The sequence below is a fragment of the Vibrio sp. CK2-1 genome (assembly GCF_021726515.1).
Taxonomy (GTDB): Bacteria; Pseudomonadota; Gammaproteobacteria; order Enterobacterales; family Vibrionaceae; genus Vibrio.
Genome location: NZ_JAKKCJ010000003.1, coordinates 430144 through 454803, shown reverse-complemented (window position 1 = coordinate 454803; position 24660 = coordinate 430144). Strand labels below are relative to the sequence as shown.

Annotated in this window: 21 protein-coding genes; 7 read left to right on the top strand and 14 right to left on the bottom strand. The window is 42.0% G+C overall.

Annotated features, from left to right (window positions below):
* Positions 1-159: 159 nt before the first annotated feature.
* From L3V25_RS10705 to rsuA, 9 genes are all read right to left on the bottom strand, one after another.
* Positions 160-2457 (bottom strand): acyl-CoA dehydrogenase, encoded by a 2298-nt coding sequence (locus tag L3V25_RS10705; protein WP_237295341.1) that lies wholly within the window; start codon positions 2455-2457, stop codon positions 160-162.
* Between the two features lie 96 nt (positions 2458-2553).
* Positions 2554-3183, bottom strand: a complete 630-nt coding sequence (locus tag L3V25_RS10700) for a TetR/AcrR family transcriptional regulator (protein WP_237295340.1) — start codon at positions 3181-3183, stop codon at positions 2554-2556.
* Positions 3184-3654: 471 nt separating this feature from the next.
* The gene (nhaA, locus tag L3V25_RS10695; RefSeq protein WP_237295339.1) at positions 3655-4824 is read right to left on the bottom strand and encodes a Na+/H+ antiporter NhaA; all 1170 of its coding nucleotides are present in this window, start codon (positions 4822-4824) and stop codon (positions 3655-3657) included.
* 220 nt (positions 4825-5044) lie between these two features.
* The gene (locus tag L3V25_RS10690) at positions 5045-6169 is read right to left on the bottom strand and encodes a lipocalin-like domain-containing protein (protein WP_237295338.1); all 1125 of its coding nucleotides are present in this window, start codon (positions 6167-6169) and stop codon (positions 5045-5047) included.
* The gene (locus L3V25_RS10685; RefSeq protein WP_237295337.1) at positions 6169-8622 is read right to left on the bottom strand and encodes an ABC transporter permease; all 2454 of its coding nucleotides are present in this window, start codon (positions 8620-8622) and stop codon (positions 6169-6171) included. Before L3V25_RS10685 ends, L3V25_RS10690 begins: the two co-directional genes overlap by 1 nt.
* On the bottom strand, positions 8603-9274 hold the full coding sequence (locus L3V25_RS10680) for an ABC transporter ATP-binding protein (RefSeq protein ID WP_237295336.1): 672 nt from the start codon (positions 9272-9274) through the stop codon (positions 8603-8605). Before L3V25_RS10680 ends, L3V25_RS10685 begins: the two co-directional genes overlap by 20 nt.
* Positions 9275-9457: 183 nt before the next feature.
* Positions 9458-10132 carry a DUF2913 family protein gene (locus L3V25_RS10675; RefSeq protein ID WP_237295335.1) on the bottom strand — a complete coding sequence of 225 codons (675 nt, stop codon included), beginning with the start codon at positions 10130-10132 and terminating at the stop codon, positions 9458-9460.
* Complete coding sequence (locus L3V25_RS10670) at positions 10133-11323, bottom strand: Bcr/CflA family multidrug efflux MFS transporter (protein ID WP_237295334.1); 1191 nt, start codon at positions 11321-11323, stop codon at positions 10133-10135.
* A gap of 105 nt (positions 11324-11428) precedes the next feature.
* The gene (gene rsuA / locus L3V25_RS10665) at positions 11429-12124 is read right to left on the bottom strand and encodes a 16S rRNA pseudouridine(516) synthase RsuA (protein WP_237295333.1); all 696 of its coding nucleotides are present in this window, start codon (positions 12122-12124) and stop codon (positions 11429-11431) included.
* 733 nt (positions 12125-12857) lie between these two features.
* Here rsuA and L3V25_RS10660 point away from each other — a divergent pair.
* The 4 genes from L3V25_RS10660 (at position 12858) to L3V25_RS10645 (ending at position 16991) form a co-directional block, all read left to right on the top strand.
* Positions 12858-14120 (top strand): porin, encoded by a 1263-nt coding sequence (locus tag L3V25_RS10660; protein WP_237295332.1) that lies wholly within the window; start codon positions 12858-12860, stop codon positions 14118-14120.
* Between the two features lie 170 nt (positions 14121-14290).
* Positions 14291-16081: a DEAD/DEAH box helicase gene (locus L3V25_RS10655; RefSeq protein WP_237295331.1), complete on the top strand. Its 1791-nt coding sequence runs from the start codon at positions 14291-14293 to the stop codon at positions 16079-16081.
* A 181-nt stretch (positions 16082-16262) separates the two neighbouring features.
* Complete coding sequence (gene rplY, locus L3V25_RS10650; protein ID WP_237295330.1) at positions 16263-16541, top strand: 50S ribosomal protein L25; 279 nt, start codon at positions 16263-16265, stop codon at positions 16539-16541.
* A 240-nt stretch (positions 16542-16781) separates the two neighbouring features.
* Positions 16782-16991, top strand: coding sequence for a hypothetical protein (locus tag L3V25_RS10645; protein ID WP_237295329.1), 210 nt, complete (start codon positions 16782-16784; stop codon positions 16989-16991).
* Between the two features lie 82 nt (positions 16992-17073).
* Here L3V25_RS10645 and L3V25_RS10640 read toward each other — a convergent pair whose 3' ends face one another.
* Complete coding sequence (locus L3V25_RS10640; RefSeq protein WP_237295328.1) at positions 17074-17334, bottom strand: DUF1289 domain-containing protein; 261 nt, start codon at positions 17332-17334, stop codon at positions 17074-17076.
* Positions 17335-17535: 201 nt separating this feature from the next.
* Between L3V25_RS10640 and L3V25_RS10635 the strand changes: the two genes are divergently transcribed.
* Positions 17536-17973 carry an META domain-containing protein gene (locus tag L3V25_RS10635; protein ID WP_237295327.1) on the top strand — a complete coding sequence of 146 codons (438 nt, stop codon included), beginning with the start codon at positions 17536-17538 and terminating at the stop codon, positions 17971-17973.
* Positions 17974-18107: 134 nt separating this feature from the next.
* Positions 18108-18911, top strand: a complete 804-nt coding sequence (locus tag L3V25_RS10630; protein WP_237295326.1) for a hypothetical protein — start codon at positions 18108-18110, stop codon at positions 18909-18911.
* Positions 18912-18959: 48 nt separating this feature from the next.
* Here L3V25_RS10630 and metE read toward each other — a convergent pair whose 3' ends face one another.
* Positions 18960-21302 (bottom strand): 5-methyltetrahydropteroyltriglutamate--homocysteine S-methyltransferase, encoded by a 2343-nt coding sequence (metE, locus tag L3V25_RS10625; protein WP_237295325.1) that lies wholly within the window; start codon positions 21300-21302, stop codon positions 18960-18962.
* Positions 21303-21557: 255 nt separating this feature from the next.
* On the opposite strand from metE, the gene L3V25_RS10620 reads away from it, so the two are divergent.
* A complete protein-coding gene (locus L3V25_RS10620) occupies positions 21558-22469 on the top strand; it encodes a LysR substrate-binding domain-containing protein (RefSeq protein ID WP_237295324.1) in 912 nt (303 codons plus the stop codon).
* A gap of 327 nt (positions 22470-22796) precedes the next feature.
* On the opposite strand, the gene L3V25_RS10615 is transcribed toward L3V25_RS10620, so the two are convergent.
* From L3V25_RS10615 to elbB, 3 genes are all read right to left on the bottom strand, one after another.
* Positions 22797-22991: a DUF4250 domain-containing protein gene (locus L3V25_RS10615; RefSeq protein WP_237295323.1), complete on the bottom strand. Its 195-nt coding sequence runs from the start codon at positions 22989-22991 to the stop codon at positions 22797-22799.
* A gap of 102 nt (positions 22992-23093) precedes the next feature.
* Positions 23094-23768 (bottom strand): hypothetical protein, encoded by a 675-nt coding sequence (locus L3V25_RS10610; protein WP_237295322.1) that lies wholly within the window; start codon positions 23766-23768, stop codon positions 23094-23096.
* A gap of 117 nt (positions 23769-23885) precedes the next feature.
* On the bottom strand, positions 23886-24530 hold the full coding sequence (gene elbB, locus L3V25_RS10605; protein WP_237295321.1) for an isoprenoid biosynthesis glyoxalase ElbB: 645 nt from the start codon (positions 24528-24530) through the stop codon (positions 23886-23888).
* Positions 24531-24660: the final 130 nt, after the last annotated feature.

Sequence of the window (24660 nt, the reverse complement as noted above, 5' to 3'; positions counted from 1 at the left end):
GGTTTCGCATCTTATTTCTGCATTTTTTTGCTTTATACACTTGTGGTTAGACCTGTTTAACCAATACTCCACTAAAGCAAAAACGCCACAGTAGCTGTGGCGTTGTCGTTAAGTATACTCAAGAATCATCTATTTTGTATGATATGCGCACGTTTCAAATCAAGCGGCGCTATCAAGCTTTTTTGACGACTTCTCCTTATTCTCTGCATCATGCGTACGAATTTCGCTGAAATCATGGCTAAAGTGGTCAACTTGAATTGAACGGTAACGAATTTCGTCCGCTTTCATCACTTGTTCCGCTTCGTCTTGAGTTAAGATTTTTTGCTCAACCGCCGCTTGCAAACGCTCTTTTAATGGACCTGCTTTTGCTAGCTTGCCATCTTTGACCGCTTTCATCATTTTACGCTCTAGATGCTTCACACCGTACATGGCAATGAACGCTCGTTCGATAAGTCCAACACTGTCATTTTCATCGTCACCAATGTAGCAAAGGTGCGTTAAACGTTCGCGATGTGCTCCCGGTGTCATTAAGCTTTCTGCCACTTTGGTTTTTTGCTTATCAGACGGTGCTTTAAAGCGATTGCCTAGTGGGAAAACCAATACTTTTAGAAGGTTTCCTGCGATACGACTAGGAATATTGCGGTAAGCCTCTTCTAAACCGTTAGCGGCTTGGCTTAAACAATGATTCATCGCGTAATGAACGTAATCGAGATCGTCTTGCTGACAGCCTTCATCTTCATAACGTTTTAACACTGCAGAGCCTAAGTATAGGTAACTCAATGCATCGCCAAGACGCGCAGATAACATCTCTTTACGTTTTAGCTCACCACCTAGGGTTAGCATGGCAAAGTCTGTCGTCACCGCTAGTGCTTTACTTAAACGAGTCATGTCGCGGTAATATTGCTTGGTCGCACCAGAGGTATGAGATTTAGCAAAGCGAGAGCCCGTCAATGCCATACTAAATGCCCCTAGGCTATTTTTAATGGCATAACCCATGTGTTTGAACAACAAGTCATCAAACGCTTTTGCACCGGCTTTTTCATCTGGATTTGCCGCCGCTTCCATTTCAGGCAGCACAAATGGATGACAACGAGTTGCGCCTTGTCCGAAAATCATCAAGTTACGGGTTAAGATGTTCGCCCCTTCTACGGTGATCGCAACCGGCACCCCATAATAGTGATGCGCTAAATAGTTCATTGGGCCAGTTTGAATCGCTCGTCCTGAATGAATATCCATTGAATCGTTTAAGATGGTACGTCCCATTTCTGTCATGTGATATTTGGCAATCGCGGTAACAATCCCCGGTTTTTCACCCATAGCCAATGAAGTTGTGGTTAAAGTACGCGCCGCTTCTAGCATGTACGTCATACCACCAATACGCGCCATTGCATCGGCAACGCCTTCAAACTTACCAATCGACATACCAAATTGCTTACGTACATAAGCATAAGCGCCAGTTGTACGGCTAGTAAGATGACCAATCGCAGTACCAAGCGCCGGTAGAGAAATACCACGGCCCGCGGACAAACATTCCACCAGCATACGCCAGCCTTTACCTGCGTAATCTGCACCGCCAATTAACCAATCCATAGGAATGAAGATATCTTCACCGCGAGTTGGGCCATTCATAAAGGCTAACCCTAGTGGATCGTGACGCTCGCCAATCTCTACCCCTTCGTGATCAGCAGGAATCAGCGCACAAGTAATACCAAGATTTTCTTTATCGCCAAGTAGGTGGTCAGGATCGTCTAACTTAAATGCGAGACCAAGTACCGTAGCCACTGGCGCGAGAGTGATATAACGTTTATTCCAGCTAAGGCGAATACCTAAAACTTCTTCGCCATTATGCATGCCTCGACACACCACGCCTTTATCGGGAATGCCGCCAGCATCAGAGCCCGCTTCTGGGCCTGTTAAAGCGAAACATGGAATGTCTGTACCATCAGATAAACGTGGCAACCAGTAGTCTTTTTGTTCTTGAGTACCATAATGCGAAAGCAGCTCACCTGGGCCTAAAGAGTTAGGAACCATTACGGTTACCGCGGCACTAATACTGCGAGTAGCAATTTTGGTTACAATTGTTGAGTTAGCGTGTGCTGAGAAATTCAAACCGCCATAGGCTTTATCAATGATCAGTGCGAAGAACTTCTCTTTGCGGATGTAGTCCCACACTTCTTTAGGAAGATCACGGTCTTCTTGCACCACTTTGTAGTCATCAAGCATCGCAAGTAATGTTTCAACCTGATTATCAATGAAAGATTGTTCTTCTTCTGTCAGCGTTGGCTTAGGATAGTTATGCAGCGTTTGCCAATCTGGCGAACCTGAGAAAAGCTGACCATCCCACCAGACACTCCCCGCTTCCATCGCTTCTCTTTCAGTACTAGAAAGCGGTGGTAATACTTGTTTAAACCATTTAAACGCTGGGTCACTGATCCATTTTTGTCTTAGCGAGCTCATAATCTATTCCTTTTTATCCACGTTATTCGTTTAGTTGTTTTTGTTATATTCGAGTCCAATCTTAGAACCGGTTCTTCTATGTTTATGCTTGAAAATCTAGGCTTCAGCGGCAACCCCTGCCGCTAAAAATGGGATTAACTGTTGAATAAACACATCGGAATCGACTTTCTTTCCATAAGAGTTATAAGCGATTTCCGCAAGTGCTTTACTTGATGACATGGTGAATACACAAGTACCTAAGGTGAAGTGTAGTCGCCAAAATAGGGTTTCAGCATCTAATGCTGGGTTGGCTTTTTTTACCGAGTCAGTAAATAGGTTAAGTACACTGCTGTATTGAGTCGTAATGAACCAACGCAGATGGCCTTGCACATCGGTATAACCACGGCCAATCAACAACATAAAACGACTTGCACCATTTGGACGAAGGTTATCGAGAGACAACACTGGATGCGTTAAGGTATTAAACACATCCGTCATGGTGTAATCATCACCTTGGTTAAGCTCTGTTAGGCTTTTTTCCAACTCAGGCATAAAGGCTTCTAAGTAACGGTTAAGAACCGCTCTCACCAAAGTTTTCTTATCGCCAAAATGATAGTTTACCGAGGCTAGGTTTACATTGGCTTTGGTGGTGATCGTACGTAATGACGTATCATTAAATCCGTGCTCAGCAAACAATGCTTCTGCTACATCCATGATTTTTGCTTTTGTCTTATTCTTTGCCGTCATTTTAATCACTCGTATTAAACACCTGTTTGAATATTATCAGGATAGATCAACTGAACAAGCGGCAACGATCACAAATGCGAAACATAGTTCACCAATAAATTTAATATTTCCATCAATTCAACATGTTACAAATAAACTCGATTTTTTTTGAAAAAAGATTGAACCGAATGCAATTAACCCAGTCCTATATTACGTAGCAAGTGGAAATAAGCTGGAAACATGTCTTAGTTTGTTCATCCATCAGTTTTCTACACCTAACTGCAATTTTTTTCATATACAACTCCTATATTGTTTTTAGCCCATTTCAAATTGATTTGGGCTTTTTTTTGTCTCCATCACACTACCCTCGCTTTTCTACAGGCGTAAAAAAGGCCACTCCTTGAAGTGACCTCTTATTTATACCCAAGTGACTTATATTTCTTAAGTGGCTTGGGCTTCTTAAGCAACTCAGCTTTATATCATTAAGCTAGCTTACTTTTCCGTAGCAACTTGTGCTGCAGCTTGCTTAGGTAAGAAACAGTGCAGTAGCACGTAACCTAAAATTGCAGCGGTCGTTGAGCCAATCAAGATACCAAGACGAGAATAAGTATCAAATGCAGCATCAACATTAGTAAAGGCCAGTGACGAAATAAAGATCGACATAGTGAAACCGATACCACACAGTACTGAAACCGCGAATATATGCTTGAAGTTTATCCCTTCTGGTAATTGAGCAAAACCAGCTTTTACCGACACCCAGCTAAAGGTAAATACACCTAGTGGTTTACCAATTAATAGACCTAGCGCAATACCCATCGGTACTGTTGATGATAAGCCAGCTAGTGACACACCTGCTAGAGAAATACCCGCATTTGCAAAAGCAAAGAGTGGCAAAATTAAGAAGTTCACATAAGGGTGCAATGCATGCTCTAGTGATTTCAGTGGAGACTTACCACCTTCTTCACCTTTAAGCGGAATAGCAAAGCCGATCAGCACACCAGCAAGCGTTGCGTGAACACCTGACTTCAACACACTCACCCACAAGATGAAACCAACAATCAAGTACCAACGTGTTTTAGTAACATTCTTCATATTCATGTAGAACAAAACAGCGGTCGCGATAAAGCCAACCAGTAAAGCAAGGCTTGATAGATCACTTGAGTAGAATAGCGCGATGATCACGACAACACCTAAGTCATCAATGATAGCTAAGGCAAGTAAGAATACTTTTAAGCTCACAGGAACACGTGGACCTAGTAACGCCATAATACCTAGTGCAAAGGCAATATCCGTTGCAGCCGGGATCGCCCAACCACCAACCGCGACAGGATCGCTGTAGTTAAATGCAAGGTAAATTAAAGCGGGTGCAAGCATACCACCAATTGCAGCAATCGCTGGGAACATAGCCGTTTCTTTAGAACGCAATGCCCCGACTAGTAATTCGCGTTTTACTTCCAAACCAATAAGTAAGAAGAAAACCGCCATTAGACCATCGTTGATCCAATGTGATGCTGACATACCAAAAATGTATGTATGAAGAGTATCTTGGTATAGAGAACCGTATGATGAGTTGGCAATCAGCATTGCAATAACAGCTGCAATCACGAGAATGATGCCACTTGCTGATTCCATCTTAAAAAAATTAACTACTTTATCGCGCATAAAACCTTTTCCTTAGTCTAGCGTAAGTCATCTGACAAAACATGCATCGATAGTATATGGATAATTTAAACTATAAAAATCGATTGTTTAGATACTAATACTCGGATTTTCCGAATTAATAAAATTTTAAAAAGTCTTTCACATATACAACAAAGTCAACAATATGAATGGCTCACATTTAATTTACTAAAAATCATACAAATAAGAATTATAGATGAGCCTAGTACCCCGTCAATTGCATAAAGCCAACCCCTTTATGGCTTCCTGTCACTTGAATTGGCCCTTCCCATGATGGGATCCAAAATGGTAGCCATAACTCTTTATTTAAAGATTGAGTAATTAAGCTTATTTGATAGTTTGGTAGTTCAATGACCCATCGTAAAGGTAAAAGTCTTCCATTTAGCAATTGTTGCTTTTCGATTGGATAAATTCTCACTTCACTATCTTTAATCTTCACTGTCGAGCCATTTTTATTCGATAATGAACCTGAAATATAGCGCATATTCTGTGGATTATGATACTGGGTCAAAGACAAGACTCGCCCATCAGACAAATGAAGATTAAAGGTATCCCAACGCAGTGAACGGTTGGCGACAAGATGGTTACCCCACTCTTTATCTAACCAAGCAACACCTGAAACGTTTACTTCTTTACCATTGAGAATCAAACTTCCTTTCGTCTTAATAAAGGGAGCACTGAACGAATAAGACGCGGTAGACATCAGATCGTGCGTTTTTTTATAGCCTTTATCACCATTTAGAACAAAAGGCCCATACGCTGCATTTTGTAGTGAGACTTGGAAATCGTCGGTTTTAACATTCAACTGGCTTGCGATGGCAAAGTTATTATTCGAAACCCAACTCCAATCATCGATCCATAGCCTAAACGGGTACATCATCACTCCGGCCTGCCCAATACCGCCACGGGCAATACGCTGCTGTGACCATGAGTGCTTGGAAGTCGAGACAACGACCTGCGCAGTATAGATTTGTGCATTTCTCCAACCTACGCCTTGATGATCACCGTTCGCAACACGATAAACCGTCCACTGCACGCCATAGTCTAGACCATCATCGCCTTTCAAGTTGGCTCTGTAGTGCCAAACTTCATTATGAAAGCCATCGTGTTCTGCAAAGTCTTTGCCGTATTTAATGGTGTAATCAGGTAAAACAGGGTCATATACCGCTTGATTCCCTTCTTTCGATTCCGCTTGAAGATGAAGCTGGTCTATTTCTTTGGCCACTAATTCTTTGACGAAGTGAGGAGCGAGCAAAGCTGATAACAGCAAGAAAGCAAGCGTCATCACAGTGGCTTTAAATATCCATTGGTGTCGTTTGGCTTTCATTATAATGAGTCCCTCAACAACTTCATTGGCGTCGATTTAACCATATGCCAAACCGGCCATGCCCCAGCAATAAACAAACTCGAAAGTGACCAAACAAAAGTAGAAATATATTGTTCAGGCAATAAAGTGATTTGCATAGTCCAACCAAAAGCATTCTTAAGAACGACATCCACCATTAACTGCGCCACTAAAATACCAAGAGGTAAAGCAATAAAAGCAGTAAATAGCCCTATCGCAAGCAACTGCAGCGCCCCTAAAATAACCAACTCTCTGCCCGAAACACCTAAACATCGCAGCAAAGCAACTTGCTTTTGCCTTGATACTTCACCCGCAACGGTTGAAACAAATAATCCAAAAACCGCGATAAACAAGGTGATTTTCCCTAAGGTATCCGCCACCTTAAAGGTCTGGTCAAACGCAATCATCGCCTTAGTATGCATAGCGTTATTGTTATAGATCCTTTCCGGAGACAGACTATAGGTTTTTTCCATCCGCTGTATTAAATCACTTGGAGCCGCTTGATCATTCAGCACCACGCCTAACGCCACATCTCCTTCGCCTTGGAAGGTATCTGACCATTTATTTTCCGAGATAATCACCTGGTTATACGGGTTACCGTAATCATAATAAACCCCTAAAACAGGCCAACTTCCACCTAAAGGTTCAGGTAGGTTAATAATATCACCAGGGTGGATTTTGTGTTTGAGTGACATTGACTCACTGACCATAACGCCTCGGTCATGATGTAAGTGATGCCAAAATTGTGGTACCGCCAACTTCACGGTTAGCGATTTACGCTCACCTTCCGTTTCACCTGAACTCACAACCTGAATCGTTTCGGTATTGGTTTGCAGAGATTTCTCCCATCGCCACCAAACACCTTTCACTTCAGGTTGCGCTTCAAGCCAATGACTCATTCTCGCAGCAGAAGATATTGTCGGAGTAATATATAAGTCAGCAGATAGCCTTTGAACCAACCATTTATCTGTTGTTTCTTTAAAACTATGAACCATAGTGACCACACCAATATTGGTCGCTAATGCCAACATAAACGCCATTGCTGCCACCCCACGATAACTCATACTGGCAGCCATATCAGCAAAGAACCAACGCACTTTGACCCACGGCATAGTGTAAGAAAAACTGGTAAATAACTTCCATAAACAATATGGCATCACCAAGCCAACACTCACTAATATTAACGCAATGAGCGTAAAGCCTTCTTTTTGATTACTCGGTGATTGATACAAAGCCACCGCCGCTACGGTACAGATACAGGCGACAAAAGCTTGTAAACTAAACTCACGGCCAGCAAAACGCATTAATGATAAACGAGAAGCGAGTCGAATAGGTTGAGCACGAACCAATCGAACTAGCGGCCAGAAACAAGACAATAGACAACCAAAGATAGACATCAATAAGCTGTATTGAATCCACTCCCAGTCCCATTTAATGGATAGGCCAACATCGGCATTATATAAATCACTTAAACTTGCTGAAACCGAAGGCATGAGTCGGTTTGCCAAAGCCAATCCAAGTACAGTACCGCTCAACCAACCAATTAAAATCCAAGCCATAATTTCTAACAGCAATGCTTTGGTTAATTGCCAACCAGACACACCTGTTAAACGTAAAATACCCACTAGAGGCTGACGTTGGATAAAAGAAAGTGACATTGCTTGATAGAAAATAAACAAACCGACAAGGAAAGACAGCATCCCCATCGCGGTTAAGTTCATATGAAACGCTTTAGTCAGCGAGCCTAATTCAACGCGGGTATTACGATGTAGAGAAATACCATCGGGCAAATAGTTACGTAACTTTTCTAACTTAGCCGGTGACATGGCGGCACAAGCAATCATATCAAAGCCGGAACTACGGTTAAGCTTTCGCAGTAAAGACATATCTGCCACGAGTCTTGAACCCGAAATCCGACCTTGGGTATCCACCTTTATCGGTCCAATTTTTTCACCTGATTTTAAAGTGATAAAATCATTATCAACCACATCTAAGTAGTTGGATAATTGGGAGCTGATCAAAATAGGATATGGAGGACGCATCAGCTCAAGCATATCGGAAGAGGCAAGATTTTGATTCTGCTGAAATGACAACATGGTCACCGGATCAAAACCCACAATATTGAGTTGCATGCCATCTTCAGTCACCACTCGATAGGTATCAAAAGGTGCGCATTGATGGAAACCATTGCGTCTTAATTGGATATAAAAGCCTTGAGGAATTTTATTGCCCGCTAATTTCGGCTGGATTCGATATGGAAGAGGATTGGAAAATAGCTTTTCACCATTCGCATAACTCTGCTTGGCATGGTAATTAACCGCTAAAACACCAACGAACAACGATATGCCTAGTGTTAAACCTAGCCATACAAGAAGAATTTGAAATGGGTGGCGACGATAATGGCCAAGTAGAGCTTTAGCTACGGGCCACAACATTCAACACGCCTCCTTGTAATCGAACACAGCCTTCCAAATGGGCGGCTACCCTTTCACTGTGCGTCACCAGTAATAAAGTACAATTCATCTTGCTCGACAGACTCGTCAATAAACGCATCACCGCTTCGGCATTTTTCTCATCTAGACTACCAGTTGGCTCATCCGCTAATAAAATCGAAGGCTCCATATACAATGCACGAGCAATCGCGGCACGCTGCTGTTGCCCACCGGAGACTTCTTCAGGATAACGGCCAAGCAATGGCATTAAATCAAGTGAGGATAATATTTGACGCCAGAGATGTGGGTCTTCAGGTAAGCCTTTTAGTTGACGACAAAAGCGAATGTTATCGGCAATATTCAGCGTTGTTAGCAAGTTAAATTGCTGGAAAATAAGCCCAATATTATTACGACGAAAGGCGTTCTTTTGTCTATCAGGGGCATCGTGCATAGGAAATTCAGAACAAATTACTTCCCCAGAATCGCAAGAGTCTAATCCTGCAATAATGTTCAATAATGTACTTTTCCCTGAGCCACTTTCTCCCATTAAAGCAAGTTGGGCTCCACGGTCTAATGATAACTCAGCACCTTGTAAAACGGGGTTAAATACGCCCCCATCAATATAGCCTTTACAAAGATTTTTAAGATAAAGCATTAAACTTGCACCTGCGACCAATAATAAGAAAGGAAATTTACACTAATTAGCTTGTTGTAGGAAGAGCTTTACCCTATATGACCTGAGTTACCGCTGTACGTAACACCGACACACCAAATATCAAACACAAACTCAATAAAACCGCAAACTCTCAGTAACCAATTGAGGTTACTAACAAAAGCATCAATAATTCATTGGAATTTCAGCTAATTTAGGCCCAATGTTGTACGGGTAAACGAGGTATTCACCGTGATACTTCACAATTGATTTATAATCGGTTTGCTTATGCAGTAAGAAACCTTGCTCTGTTGCCTCGGTAATAAAGGCTGCGTGGTTTCCTCTCACATAGAAGCTCATTGGTTTAGTTAATAACTCACCATCAAAGCAGTCATCACATTGCTTAGCACATAAAACAAACGAGTTCGGTTGATCGGCAAAAATTTGTGTTTTTTCGGTTAACTCAAATTCATTAACCACTTCCCACCCTTTCGCTTCCATGTGATCCATAAAAGCTTCAATATCCGAATCTTTCACCGCTTTCGGCTCAGACTCCGCGGGTAGAAACTGTTGATATAACTTTGCAATGCGTTCAAACGTGGCGAGAAGATCACTACCCGCTCCTTTGCTACGGCTCAATTTTTGCCAACGAATCAAATCATCTTTGACGCAACTATCAAACTCTTGAGTCTTTATGCTTTTTGTTACCCAACGAGCTAAAAAATGAGTATTCGTAATCGGCGTATTGGCCAGTTTACCGTTTTGATGCTGCTGCTTTAATTCTGATAAAGCACTGGTCACTACTCGTTGGATCTCTTGTGAATATTGCATGTTTTTCTCTAATTCAAAATTTGTATTCATTTAAGCATTTCGGCTCAATAACCAATAACAGCTTGCCGACAATACTGCGCATAGGAACATTGCGACGACCATCGGCCATACATAGCCGCTTGGTAAGAAAGCAATCAACGCACTGATGGCAGCACCCGCGCCAAATCGTAGTGTACCGGCAAGTGAAGAAGCCGTGCCTGCCATTTGAGGATAACTACTTAACAGTAATCCCATCGAGTTACTACCGATAATCGAAATAGTACCAACGAACAAGATCACGCAAGGCACTATCGCCCATAAGCCTAAGCCTAATAACCAGCTCATCAACAATGCTACACCGGCAAAAGTTTGACACCAAAGGCCAAAACGTAGCATCCAGTGCGAACCCATTTTACGAACTGCGCGACCATTAAAGCTAGTCATCGCTACCATACCAACAACATTTAACGCAAACAAATAGCCGAAGTATTCTGGTTGCACGCCGTAGATATCGATATAAACAAATGAGCCTGCGGTAATAAAAGCAAACATACCGGCAAACGAAAATGCACCACAAAAGATAAGGCCAAAGGCAACAGGGTTGGTAATTAACTTGAAGTAATTACGCATGGTAGTTTTAAAGCGTAAAGGCTGCTTGTTTTCGGGCGCTAATGTTTCAGGGATTTTAAACAGCACCGCCAATAGAACGAAGAAAGACACCGCAGCAAGTACGGTAAAAATAGAACGCCAGCCAAACCAAACCGCTAAGTGACCACCTATCATCGGTGCCAACAAAGGTGAAATGGTAATAACTAGAGTAATAAAAGACATCGCTCGAGCAAATTCTTCTTTATCGAACATATCTCGAACCACGGCTTGCACGATCACAGCCGCTGCCGCACCAGCAAAACCTTGCGCAAATCGAGTGTACAATAAGGCTTCAATGCTCGTCGTAGTGGCACAGATAATCGAAGCAATTGCAAAAAACACAATTCCTCCCATTAAAATTGGGCGACGACCGTAGCTGTCCGCTAAAGGCCCATGTAACAATTGCCCTAAAGCAAAGCCAGCGGTATAGGCGGTTAATGTCGCCTGTACCATGCCATGATTAACCATAAAGTCATTGGCAATAGTCGGCATTGCAGGCAAGTACATATCAATAGCGAATGGTGTTAATAAACCAATCGAACCTAAAATCAGAAATAAAACAAAGCTGCTTTTAGGTAAGGAAGTTTGCGGCATAGCGTGTCCTTTGAAAGGATAAATAAACAAGCCACAAGTGATAACCTGCGGCTTGAGTAAATATATACATAGATACTAGATAAATAGATAAGTAACGTGAAGTTCTTAAATTGAAGCGACTTCTTCCGCCGTTAAAGGACGGTACTCACCAGGTTCAAGCGCCTCATCCAGAATAATCGTACCAATTGATTCACGGTGTAGTTGCTCAACTTTATTACCTAGAGCAGCAAACATACGCTTTACTTGATGGTACTTACCTTCCGAAATCGTTAGCAATAATTCATTTTGAGAAAAGTCTACAATCTCCATTTGCGCAGGAAGTGTCAGCCCTTTCTCGTTTCTTAATTGAATGCCGTCTTGCAGCTGTTGTGCGTAATCATCACCAATCGCATCTTCTAACCATACGCGATAAGTTTTCTCACATTTGTGTTTTGGAGAAGTGATGCGGTGTGACCATTGACCATCATCGGTAATTAACACCAAGCCTGTGGTATCGACATCAAGACGACCTGCGAAATGAAGCTTATCCATATTCACTTCATCTAATAGAGTAAACGCCGTCGGGTTATTGCTATCTTCATGTGAACAAACAAAGCCATCCGGTTTGAATAGCATAAAGTAACGAGGCCCCGGCATAGGCAAATGGCGCTCTTGCCACTCAACATGAGATTCTTCCCCTACTTTGACTGATGCGACTTTAATTGTTTGTCCATCTACCGTTACTTCACCACGACGTAATAAAATGGTCGCTTCTCGGCGGGTTACCCCTAATGTTTCACATAAAAACTTATCTAAACGCATGAATACCTCTAGTCTGACTATCGCTTGTTGAGCGAGTCAGCACACATAAATGTTGCTATAAACACTAGGGACGGTTGATCTTTTGTGAGCATTGTTGCTGTGAAAGACTCACTCCCCCTAGTTCGAGCATGAGACATCATTATAGAGATATTTACGCCATTAGTTGAGCTATTTCACAAAATTGATTTATTAATGAATTAAAGGAAAATATAACGCTCCAAGATCAGGAGGTAATATAAAGCCTGTTATTTAAAAACCAGCCCTTCACTGCTCAAATAACAAACAATTTTTATTGCGAATATTATTTATTTTCTACTTGTGTCCTTCTTAAATAGCTTCGTATCATTTTGTCACAATTAAGTTTGCCTTGGTTTTTTAGCTAATTTATTCCATCAAACAGCAAAACATTATTTAGGCAATAAATTAACCCCCTCGACCTTAGTCTAAAATGAAATCAAAAAGTTAACTCACTGTTAGACTTTAGTCTTATACCCCACCCGCACCATTATTCGCTCAAAAAATAAACAATTTCAAAACCTAGTAATTATCAACGAGTTATACTGGTCATACCTGATTTATGAGGAGAAATAAGATAAATTGCAAAATTATTAACCTTGTAGCATTTTTTGCAAATTTAAATACCAAATCGTCACATTAAGTAATAAAACTATTAACAACACATCGGACCAAACCGGTGCGGCACAATAAAATAATTAATGTGTAAGGGATGACAATGAAAAAAACACAATATTCGCTATTAGCAATTTCGATTGCTCTTGCTTCTCAAGTTCATGCTGCTGGTTTCCAAGTAGTAGAACACTCTGCTTCTGGCCTAGGTCGTGCATTTTCTGGTGCCGGTGCTGTTGGTGACAACGCAAGTGAAATGTCAGCAAATGCCGCATCCATGATGCTATTTGAGAAAAAACAATTTTCTGGTGCGGTTTCCTGGATTGAGCCTGAAATTGATGTCAAAGGTAATGATGCTACTGCTATTCCTGGGACGAATAATTCAGCAAACGACATCGCACCCTCTCAAGTTGTTCCTGCCTTTTACTATGTAAATCCAATTAATGAGCATTGGGCTTGGGGAATCGGCATGTACACTGATTACGGTGTGGCAACCGAATACCCTGGTGACTTTTTAGCTGGTGATATTTCAGGGGAAACATCTTTAACGACTTTTAAATTTAACCCTAATATTGCGTATAGATTAAATGACCACTTCAGTGTTGGTGCGGGCTTCAACGTAACTTATGCAAAAGCTAAACTAAAAAGAACTAAAGGTGCATTATACGCTGCACCACCTCAATTAGGTGGTGGTGGTTCTCCATCTGATACTTTAATAAAAATGGAAGGGGATACTTTTGGTTATGGCTGGAATATTGGTGCATTGTATGAAATCAATGACAATAACCGCTTTTCAGCATCCTATAAGTCAGCGGTAAAACTTGATTTTGAGGAGGGTGAATTCACTTCCCCAACAGGAGCAAAGACTGATGCAGATCTAAGTATAGATCTACCAGATATTGTAATTTTATCTGGTTTTCATCAGTTGAATAGCCAGTGGTCTGTTCAATATAGCTGGCAATGGACAAACTGGAGCAAATTTTCAGAGTTGAAAGCGACAAGTTCGCAAGGTGGTCAAGAGTTATTCCAAAAATCAGAAGTTTACTCAGACAATCAACGTTGGTCGGTTGGTACAACCTATGCCATCAACGAACAATGGCTAGTACGCGCTGGTTTCGCTTATGATGAACAAGCGGGCGAAGCAACATTGAGCATTCCGGATACAGACCGTTACTGGTACACCGCAGGTTTCACTTACCTATGGAGCAAAGACCTTTCAATTGATGCTGGTTTTGCTTACATTGATGGAAAATCAGGCGACTTTGATGAAACATCAGCGACAGGAGCTCTCACTGGCTTACCTCAAAATAACTATAACTCATCAGGCCCAGCTTACATCGGTTCTGTACAGTTAAACTACACATTCTAAGCCTTGCTTAAATGAACGATTAAAGCCCACCACCTCGGTGGGTTTTTTATCGGCGCTCCACAACAAAGCCAAGTCATGAGAAACGAAGTACCCAAGATTAGAGAAACGCCCTAGCATTTCCCGCCCAAGCCTATTATCCTCTCACCTTCTTTATCATTCGCTTATTTATCATGTTCAAACTTCGCCCTTACCAAGCCGACTCCGTAAAAGCCGTTATCCATTACTTTCGTAGTAACAGCGATCCTGCCGTCATAGTCTTACCCACTGGCGCAGGTAAAAGCCTAGTGATCGCCGAACTGGCTCGACTAGCTAAAGGCCGCGTATTAATGCTAACCCACGTTAAAGAACTGGTTGAGCAGAACCATGCTAAATACGAAAGTTATTCCACAGAAGATCGTCCGCTTAAAGGTGGAATTTTCTCGGCGGGTTTAGGTCGGAAAGAATCTAACGAACAAGTTGTCTTTGCCTCAGTACAATCAGTAGTACGTAACCTTGATGCCTTTGCCAATCAGTTTTCATTATTGGTGATTGATGAATGTCACCGGGTGCCCGACAACCCGAAAAGCAGCTATCGCAAGGTAATTTCACACCTACAAACAATCAATCCCGGCATCAAAGTACTCGGCCTTACTGCGACCCCTTATCGCCTTGGCATGGGTTGGATATATCAATATCAAGTGCGTGGCAAAACTGGCCAAGTTAAATCACAAGAGCCACGTTTTTTCCGTGATTGTATTTTTGAGCTACCGATTCAGTATTTATTGGATGAAGGTTTTTTAACCCCAGCCAGAATGATTGATGCGCCGGTATTGAGCTATGATTTCTCTCATTTAAAACCTGCGCTAGCTGGACGTTACAAAGAAGCCGACCTCGATTTGGTTATTGAGCAATCCAAACGCGCTACGCCACAAATCATTGAACAAATTATTGAACTGGCCAAAGACAAACAAGGCATTATGATCTTTGCCGCCACTGTTCGTCATGCTCAAGAAATTCTCACGCTTTTACCCGCAGAACATTCAGCACTGGTTATTGGTGATACACATCAGGCCGAGCGTGATCGCATCATTAATCAGTTCAAGGCCAAGCAGATTAAATTCTTAGTCAACGTGTCGGTATTAACCACAGGCTTTGATGCTCCTCATGTTGATTTGATTGCTATTCTTCGCCCCACTGAATCTGTCAGCTTATACCAACAAATCATCGGCCGTGGTTTGCGTTTAGCAGAAAATAAAACCGAATGTTTAGTGTTAGACTATGCAGGCAATAACTATGACCTCTACCAACCAGAAGTTGGTGAAACCAAACCCGACCCAACCAGTGACGCCGTCACCATTCCTTGCCCCGCTTGTGGCTTCAACAATACCTTCTGGGGAAAACTGGATAAGAATGGCATGTTGATCGAACATTATGGCCGCCGTTGCCAAGGTTACTTTGAAGTATTAGACGAAGAAGATAAGCCTACCGGTGAGCGGGAACACTGCGGCTATCGTTTCAAAGCCAAGTTCTGCTCTGAATGCGGCGCGGATAACGACATTGCCGCACGAATCTGTCATCAGTGTGATGCCACCCTAGTCGATCCAGATAAAAAGCTGCGCGATGCGTTAAACCTAAAAGATGCCTTAGTGTTTGAGTGTAAAGATATGGAACTGAACGTTCACAAAACTCAAGATGGCAAGTCACAACTTAAAGTCACCTATTCCGGTGAAAGTAATGACGAGCAATCTGCCGCTTTAGTTCATGAATTCTGGTCACTCAATACCAAAAAACAAAAGCAAAACTTTGCCGAGCAATTTGTTCGCCCCCACCTCGCGGATAGACATCGCCCATTTGAAGAAAGCTCACCAACCAAAGTAGTAAACCACCAACATAGATTCCGTTTGCCGTTGTTTATTATTGCCCGTAAATCAGGCCGATTCTGGAAGATTCGAGACAAGATATTTCCCGATGAGTTGGGTTGATATCTAAAACAATAAAATTGCTGCGCTTTCCGAGGATTTTTATTGCTGAATACCATGTTGAATGGTAGTATCCGCGCTCGTTTCAATGCTTAATTATTTTATCAAGCTTGAAACAACGCTTAATCACTAGGTCGCTACGTGATTAAACATCTTTTAATTTACTAATTTGAGAGTAAATACTATGAAATTTGAAGCAGTAGTACGTACTGAACTAGGTAAGGGTGCGAGCCGCCGCCTACGTCACGCTGGCCTATTCCCAGCAATCGTTTACGGTGGAGAAGCAGCACCTGTTTCTATCGCTCTAAACCACGATGAGCTTATCAACCAAATGGATAAGCCTGAGTTCTACGAAGGCATCACTCTAGTAGTTGATGGCAAAGAACTTAAAGTTAAACCGCAAGACGTTCAACGTCACGCGTTTAAGCCAAAAGTTGAGCACATGGACTTCATCCGCGTTTAAGACCTACCAGTCTTTGATTCGATGAATCCACCTTTTGCATACCATTGAATTCGAATTTACCACTCGGAACTCAATAAAAATTAGAAAGCCCGATTGCTACCAACTTTCGGGCTTTCGCCTTTCTATTACCCTCCACTCTAAAAAGAACAGATAATTCCTAAACTTTTACGAGTCACTTCACAATTTAATTCTATACTCCTTTAAGCGCTATGCTTCTCACAACACAAAAAGGAGTGTCTTATGGCATCTGTCGATAGTAAGTTCGTTAACTTTAGTGAAGATCATGAGTTAAATGGTTGTTTACGTCATGCGGGATTACGTCAAACTGCAGACAATCGGAAAAAATTACAGGCCCTCGGTGCAGAAACCAAAACAAGGCTTGATAAAAAGCGTTTAAGTCACGATGACTTATATAACGCTATTGATATGTGTAAAAACGACTTTGAGTAATATCAGAAAATTTAATAGAAACGGCGTAGTCTTTGGCTTTAATCAGTCTGTTTTAGCTGCGTCGTATTCTACATACTGCAATTTAAAACAAACTCCCCTGTGGCGGTAAATCCTCGTCATTATCAACTTGAGTAACAGGAATAGCATTACGTTGGGCTAAGCGTTTACGATAATATCGTTGCTTGCATAATTTGATGATGTGTCTTTGTTGAGCGGGAGTGAAATTAAGCCAGTTGAAGCGTTCTTCGCGTTTTCTCATACATCCCTGACAATATCCCTTTCCATCAACGGTGCAGACACCAACACACGGACTTAGCACTGAAAAAAACTCTAATTGTTCCATGTGCCCTCCTCAATCCTGCTATAACTTGTTATGCCTTTGTTATAAATTAATCACATTGTCAATAAATGTAAACATTCAAACTTTTTTAAATGACTGACGTCTAATGCTCAGCTAACAATAATTTGCTAATCTATAGAAATATAAATGCTTTAACGCACATTACTAACGTAAAGCATAGCCTACCTATATGGAGAGAGTCCGATGAAAAAGCTGATCACAGCATTAAGTGTTCCTGTATTACTGGCCGCTTGTTCTTCAACTGATAAAGCTGACTTTGTAACACCTACCGATCTACAGCATCACCGTTGGGTATTAACAGAAGTTGATGGCAAAGAAGTACCTGAAGCCCATAACGATATTAGGCCTGATCTAGAAATCGGTGAAGCGATGAGTTCCCATGGTAATGCGGGCTGTAATGGTTTCCACGGACAAGCTGAAATCAACCCAAAAACTGGTGAGTTCCGTATTGAGAAGATGGCGATGACAATGAAGATGTGTCAAGGCGAAGCGATGAATATTGAACGTGCCGTCGCCAGCACATTATCAGCATGGAGCAAAATTGATTTAGGGAAAGAAACCCTGACTCTTTCTAATGACCAGCACAAGCTGACTTACACTCTGAAAGATTGGGTATATTAATCCCATTTAATCTACCCCCAAGTCACTTGGGTATCATATTTATCTAAAATTAGTCGAACTTCATAAGAAGCCGTTGTAGCATGATGCATATGTAGCATAACGAATTGTTGGAATAGGTAGAATGGAGTTCGACTGTGTTTAAATATTGTTTGGGGATTTTATTATCGTCACTGTCCTTTCTTTCTCAAGCATGCCAAATCACGCAATCGACAATTGGTAATGAGTATTTAGTCTCAGAAGACTGTGAACTACCGCCATATAACTCGACTAATTTAGATAAAGTTACGCCTTCCACCCAATATTTTGTTCAATACTTATTTGCTTCTAGCTTTCAGTCTTACCTCAATATAAAAGGTGAAATGCAAAGTAAGCTTGATTACCCCATTGCTGCCCAACCTTATAATTATGGTTATCGCATGATGATTGGCCCACTATCACTTGAGAATGCACAACTCGCCTTATCTGAATTAAATCGTCGTGGCTATCGCGATGCGTTACTCAAGTTTTATACCCAATCAAAAGCTTCCAAAACCATTTCGCTTTCTTCATCAGGTCAAAACAATGATGAAGAACCAGAACAAGCTGAAACCATAGTCATGCCTTATATGCTGCCAGTATTTTCTATCGGTGGTTCAACGGCACTACTGCCTATCTATGATGACAACTACCAAGGCAAAACCACTCGCTATAACAAGACTTATATTGGTAGTTTCACTTTTGCACAGGCACAAGCGGTATGCCGAGAATCTAATAGTAAAATAGCCAGTGCTCGCGATTACAATTACATGTTGTCGAATATGGAATTTATGATGAAGTACGCGGTGAAATCGCAGTTTTGGTTAGATCCCAATAGAACCATCACCCGTATTCAAAACCAAATCGCCACTCGAGATCACGACCCTAGTGATTATTTTAATGTCATTTGTGTGACCCAATAAAAAACCAGCACGCGGCTGATTTTTATTTTTGTTAGCTGGATTAAAAGCTTAGAAGCGTTTACGTAACGTCTTCGCCGCCTCTACCATATTATGTAATGACGCTTCCGTTTCCGCCCAGTTACGAGTTTTTAAGCCACAGTCTGGGTTTACCCACAAACGCTCTACTGGAATTTTCTTCGCCGCGGTTTCCAGTAGTCCAATGATCCATTCTTGGGTTGGAATGTTTGGTGAGTGAATATCATAAACTCCCGGGCCAATTTCATTCGGGTAGTTAAACTCTTCAAACGCTTTGAGTAATTCCATATTGGATCGTGAAGTTTCAATCGTGATGACATCTGCATCGAGCGCCGCGACTGAATCAATGATCTCATTAAACTCGCTGTAGCACATGTGGGTATGGATTTGCGTTTCTGGCTTAGCACTGGCAGCCGATAGTTTAAACGCATCTACTGCCCATTCTAAATATGCTTTATGGTCACGTTTTTTCAGTGGTAAGCCTTCACGAATCGCTGGCTCGTCAATTTGAATAATATTAATGCCCGCTTTTTGTAAATCATCCACTTCATCACGCAACGCAAACGCGAGTTGCTGAGCAATTTGCTTACGTGTGATGTCTTCTCGCGGAAAGGTCCAACATAAAATCGTCACCGGCCCAGTTAACATGCCTTTCATTTGCTTTGACGTTAACGATTGAGCATACACCGACCAACCTACCGTCATCGGTTTTTCACGTTCAATATCCGCCACTACAATCGCCGGTTTCACGCAGCGTGAGCCATAACTTTGCACCCAACCAAAACGGGTTAGCTGAAAACCTGATAAGTTCTCCGCGAAATATTCCACCATGTCATTACGCTCAGCTTCACCGTGTACAAGAACGTCTAAATCGAGAGCTTCTTGGCGCTTCACTGCATCTTGAATATGGCCTTTTAAGGCTTGGTCATAGTCTGCGGCACTTAGTTTCCCCGTACGGAATGCACTACGCTGTTGACGAATTTCGGCGGTTTGAGGAAATGAACCAATCGTGGTAGTCGGCAATAGTGGTAAGCCAAGTACTTCCGCTTGATGATGCGCCCTTTCTGGGTAAGAGGCACTACGCTCGACAAGCGCTTGAGTTAATGAATTTAAGCGCTGCTGTACTTGAGGTTTGTTAACGTGATCGGCATTTAAACGAGCTTTAATCGGTTGGCTATAACTAGAACACGCGGCAATCGCGTGACCATTCCCATCTAATGCTGCGCCTAATAAGCTTACTTCATTGAGTTTTTGTTTGGCGAAGGCAAACCAACTCTTCACTTCTTCTGATAGCTCGGTTTCAAGCTCTAAATCGATTGGGCTATGCAGTAAAGAACATGAACTCGCGACCCACAAATTATCACCACGCTGCGCTTTTACTGGCTGTAATTTTGTAAGCCAAGATTCAAGATCAGCACGCCATACGTTTCGGCCATTAATCACACCAACCGATAACACCCAATCTTGTGGGATCGCGTTATTCACCGCTTCTAATTGCTCTGGCGAGGCCGATAAATCAATGTGTAAACCATTAACAGGTAGCTCAACAATTTTAGCCAGATTATCTTCAACGGAATCAAAGTAGGTCGTCAGTAATAGCTTCACTTCGCCTTGTAAGATTTGATATGCCAATTTAAAGGCACTAGACCATTTATCTTCTAACTCTAAGCTTAAAATAGGTTCATCGATTTGTACCCACTCTACGCCAAGCGCTTTTAATTTCGCCAGAATCGCTTGATAGGCAGGCAGAATTCGCGCCAATAGAGATAAACGATCAAAGCCATTTTCGACTTCTTCTTCATTGACTTCTTTGCCTAAATACAAGTAGCTAAGTGGGCCCAATAAAACCGGCTTCACATTGTGCCCGGCTTGAATGGCCTGATTCACTTCATCAAACAATTGCGGCCAACTCACTTGAAAACTGTCGTCTTGGCTAAATTCCGGCACAATGTAGTGATAGTTAGTATTAAACCATTTTGTCATATCGGATGCCGCCGCACCGACGCTTTCTTCATGAGCAGTTCCACAACCACAACTTGAAGCTTCACTATTCGCCGATTGACCACGTGCCACTTTAAACAAGGTATCTAGGTCTGGAAATCCACCATTTGAATGCCTTGCTGGCACATGCCCTAGAAGTAAGCTAGTGGTGAGTACATGGTCATACCAAGCAAAATCACCTGCCGTCACATAACTTAAACCGCTCGCCGTTTGGTCATTCCAATGGCGTTGACGCAGTTCACTGCCTACGGCTTTTAATGCGGTTTGATCGATTTCTCCTTTCCAATATTGTTCTTGAGCAAATTTCAGCTCACGTTTTTCACCAATACGTGGATAGCCCAGAATATGTGTGATGGTTTTATTTTGTGTCGTCATACTGTCCCTGCCTTATGATTTTTCAAGCGCGTTATTCGGATTGTTGTAGTGAAGTATTGCCACTACATTTATCTGTCTAGATGGCTAAATAATCGATCTTTGCAGCAACATGAGCAATGTCTATTCATTCACAATGATTATGAATTTATTTCAACGCATAACAACAAATAGCCATCTAGACGTTTACAATCACAAAATAAGGGAGTAGTTTTATTAATAATTCTAAAGGAAAGTTTTTCATCATGAGGATGAGTAATGATAGAAATAAAGCATTTACGGACATTGTCAGTCTTACGTGATACCGGCTCATTAACCGCCACCGCAACCGCGCTGCATCTCACTCAATCCGCCCTTTCTCATCAATTAAAAGAGCTTGAATCTCGTATTGGCGGCAAATTATTTTTACGTAAAACCCGCCCAATCAAATTCACTTCTGAAGGCGCTATCATTTTAAAAGTGGCCGATGAAGTACTACCGAAGATCGCCCGAGCGGAAAATGATATCGCTAGCTTAAAAGAAGATGTGAATGGCCGTTTGCACATGGCTATTGAATGCCACTCTTGCTTTCAGTGGCTGATGCCAGCATTAAAGGAATATCAAATTGCATGGCCAAGTGTCACGCTCGATTTTTCATCAGGTTTTGGCTTTGAGCCTTTACCGGCATTGGTGGCTGGTGAGTTAGATTTGGTGATCACATCCGATATTCAACCGCGATCAGAAGTGCATTATGAGCCGTTATTTGATTTTGAAATGCGTTTGATCACTGCCACCAATCACCCACTGGCTGATAAAGAATTCATCGAACCCGACGATCTCGCAGCGATAACCATGCTTTCTTACCCAGTACAAAAGCAGCGCTTAGATGTGGTGAAGCATTTCTTGCAACCCGCTGGCGTTGAACCCGCAAAATGGAAACAAGCAGATAATACTTTAATGTTGGTACAAATGGTGTCGGCAGGATTAGGCGTTGCAGCATTACCAAACTGGGCAATCAGTGAGTTTTCACGACAGGGATTAATTACCAGTAAACCTCTAGGTAAAGGCTTATGGCGACGTTTATTCGCCGCGACTAGGCATGCAGAAAAAGATAAACGGTACTTGCAGGCGTTTTTTAGTACTGCGAAGCAGCAGTGTCAGAGTCATTTGGATGGGATAAAGATGGTGTAAGCGTAGCTCGGTGCTCGGGCGCTTCACTTCTCGTGGCTCGAGGAGGTTCTTTTTCAAGTCACGAGCAACGAGATTCCGAGCTACGTAAATTTATTCATCAAAAAGATAAGTGATTTAGCGGGGGCTCGTTGCTAGAGCGCTTTGCTTCTCGTAACTCGAGGTAGTTCTTTTTCGAGTCACGAGCAACGAGATTCCGAGCTACGTAAGTTTATTCACCAAAAGTTTAAGATAGTGTATGCGTACCTAGTTACTAGAGCGCTTTGCTTCTCGTAACTCGAGATACTGCTTTTCCGAGCTACGAGCAACGAGATTCCGAGACTCGCAAACTCACCTCGCCTTAAACTGATTCGTCAGTGGATCATATTGATACCCAAGCACATCAAGCTTACCGACCAAGTCTTCTACATCCATTTCATACATGGTGACTAGTTCATCAAAACTGTCGCATTCTAATCTTAGTTTTTCGTTTACGATACCAAGCAGAATAATACTATCCCAACGTTTTACATTGCTTAAATCCATCTGATTGCTCCTTTAGAAAAAGTCACAATCTAAGAATAGTACTTGTCGATGAGAAATTCTGTGATGAAGCAAAAATAATCGCTTTCGAATGAATCAGGTTATTTAAAACAACAACCCAGCGAAGCCAACCATAGCGGCTAGACTCATTACTAAACCAATCGCAGGTTGTGCTTTAGTAATGGTTTTCTGGGTAAAGATATGCCAGCTTGAAGCGACAATTCCCAATAAGATCAAACCAAAGCAGCCTACTAAAGACCAAATGGTATTGTGCAAGTAATTCAAGCTATATTGCTGGGTTTGCCATAGTACCGCTAAGCAAATCAGCATCGCGCCGACAATACCTGCAACGGGCAATAAACGGTGAAATGCTTGCAAACGTGTACGAGCAAAAGTTAGTAGTACATGGCTTAAACCTGCGCCTAGGAACAGCATGGCAAACAGCATGAACAAACCTTGTGGGCGGTCTGAACCTAGAATGAAAAACACGTTATAAGCCAGCGCAAAACCATTGGCGACTTTAAGTAGCCAAAGTGGGCCTGAATCGCGAGTTTTGCTGACTTTCACTTGAGAAAAGAAAGCCAGAATTAAGATACCAACTGATGCTAGTGGCCAAAATAATGGGCTAATAGCCAGCCATACTACCCCAATCACAGGGAGTTGCTTATGAATGCGACCACGCTGACCCGGGCAAATTTCCCCTTTGAGCAACACCATTAACAAAACACATTGAGCGCCAAATAACATCGGCGGAATAACGTTTAATAAATACGAATACATCAGGCTGGATCCTAGGGGCTGTTGATCTAAATAGTTAACTCGCTGCGGACTTTACCAAAACTCATCACAAAAATCTTGGTGAATCCGCAATAAGTTAACCTTCTCAACCACTCAAAACTATAAGCAAATATGAGCAACTAATTTATCAATACCTGATTTCGCCTGTAACAGATTTTCAGCCAACATATAGGCAGGTGTCGTCACCACATGGTATTGCTCATCAACAACAATATCATCGACACTACATTCAACATGTTGGCCACCTAGTGCATTAATCGCTCCTGCAACATCAGGATCGTTACCTATGGTGCATTTCACACCTTCAAACACTTTTGGTAATAACACCGGGGCAATACACATATAGCCGGCAATTTTCCCTGCTGAATGGAACGCTTTCATGGTTTTGCTAATACACGGCAGAATATCCAAACCTTGCCCCTTAAAAGCAAATGACGATAAGTTTTTAGCCACCCCAAAGCCGCCAGTCATGATCATGGAATCAAAATTGTTAGCGTCTAATTCGGCAATATCTTGCACATTACCTCGCACGATACGAGCCGCCTCTTGCAATACATTGCGTGTTTGGCTTTGTTCTTCTCCGGATAAATGATTTAACACATGAGTTTGTTCAATATTAGGGGCAAAACATTGATAACTCGCACCTTGTTGTTCAAGTGCCAATAAGGTTAATACCACCTCGTTGATTTCTGACCCATCATAAACACCACATCCTGTTAAAATTACAGCAACTTGCTTTGACATACAGACTCCTTGGGTTATTTCGATAATGCCTTAACCCCTATATAAATAAGGGCATAGAATGAAAATAGTTTACTTTTATCCTAGTCGATCTTGGTCTTAATCTGTATACTTTGGCATCCCAAATTAGAGG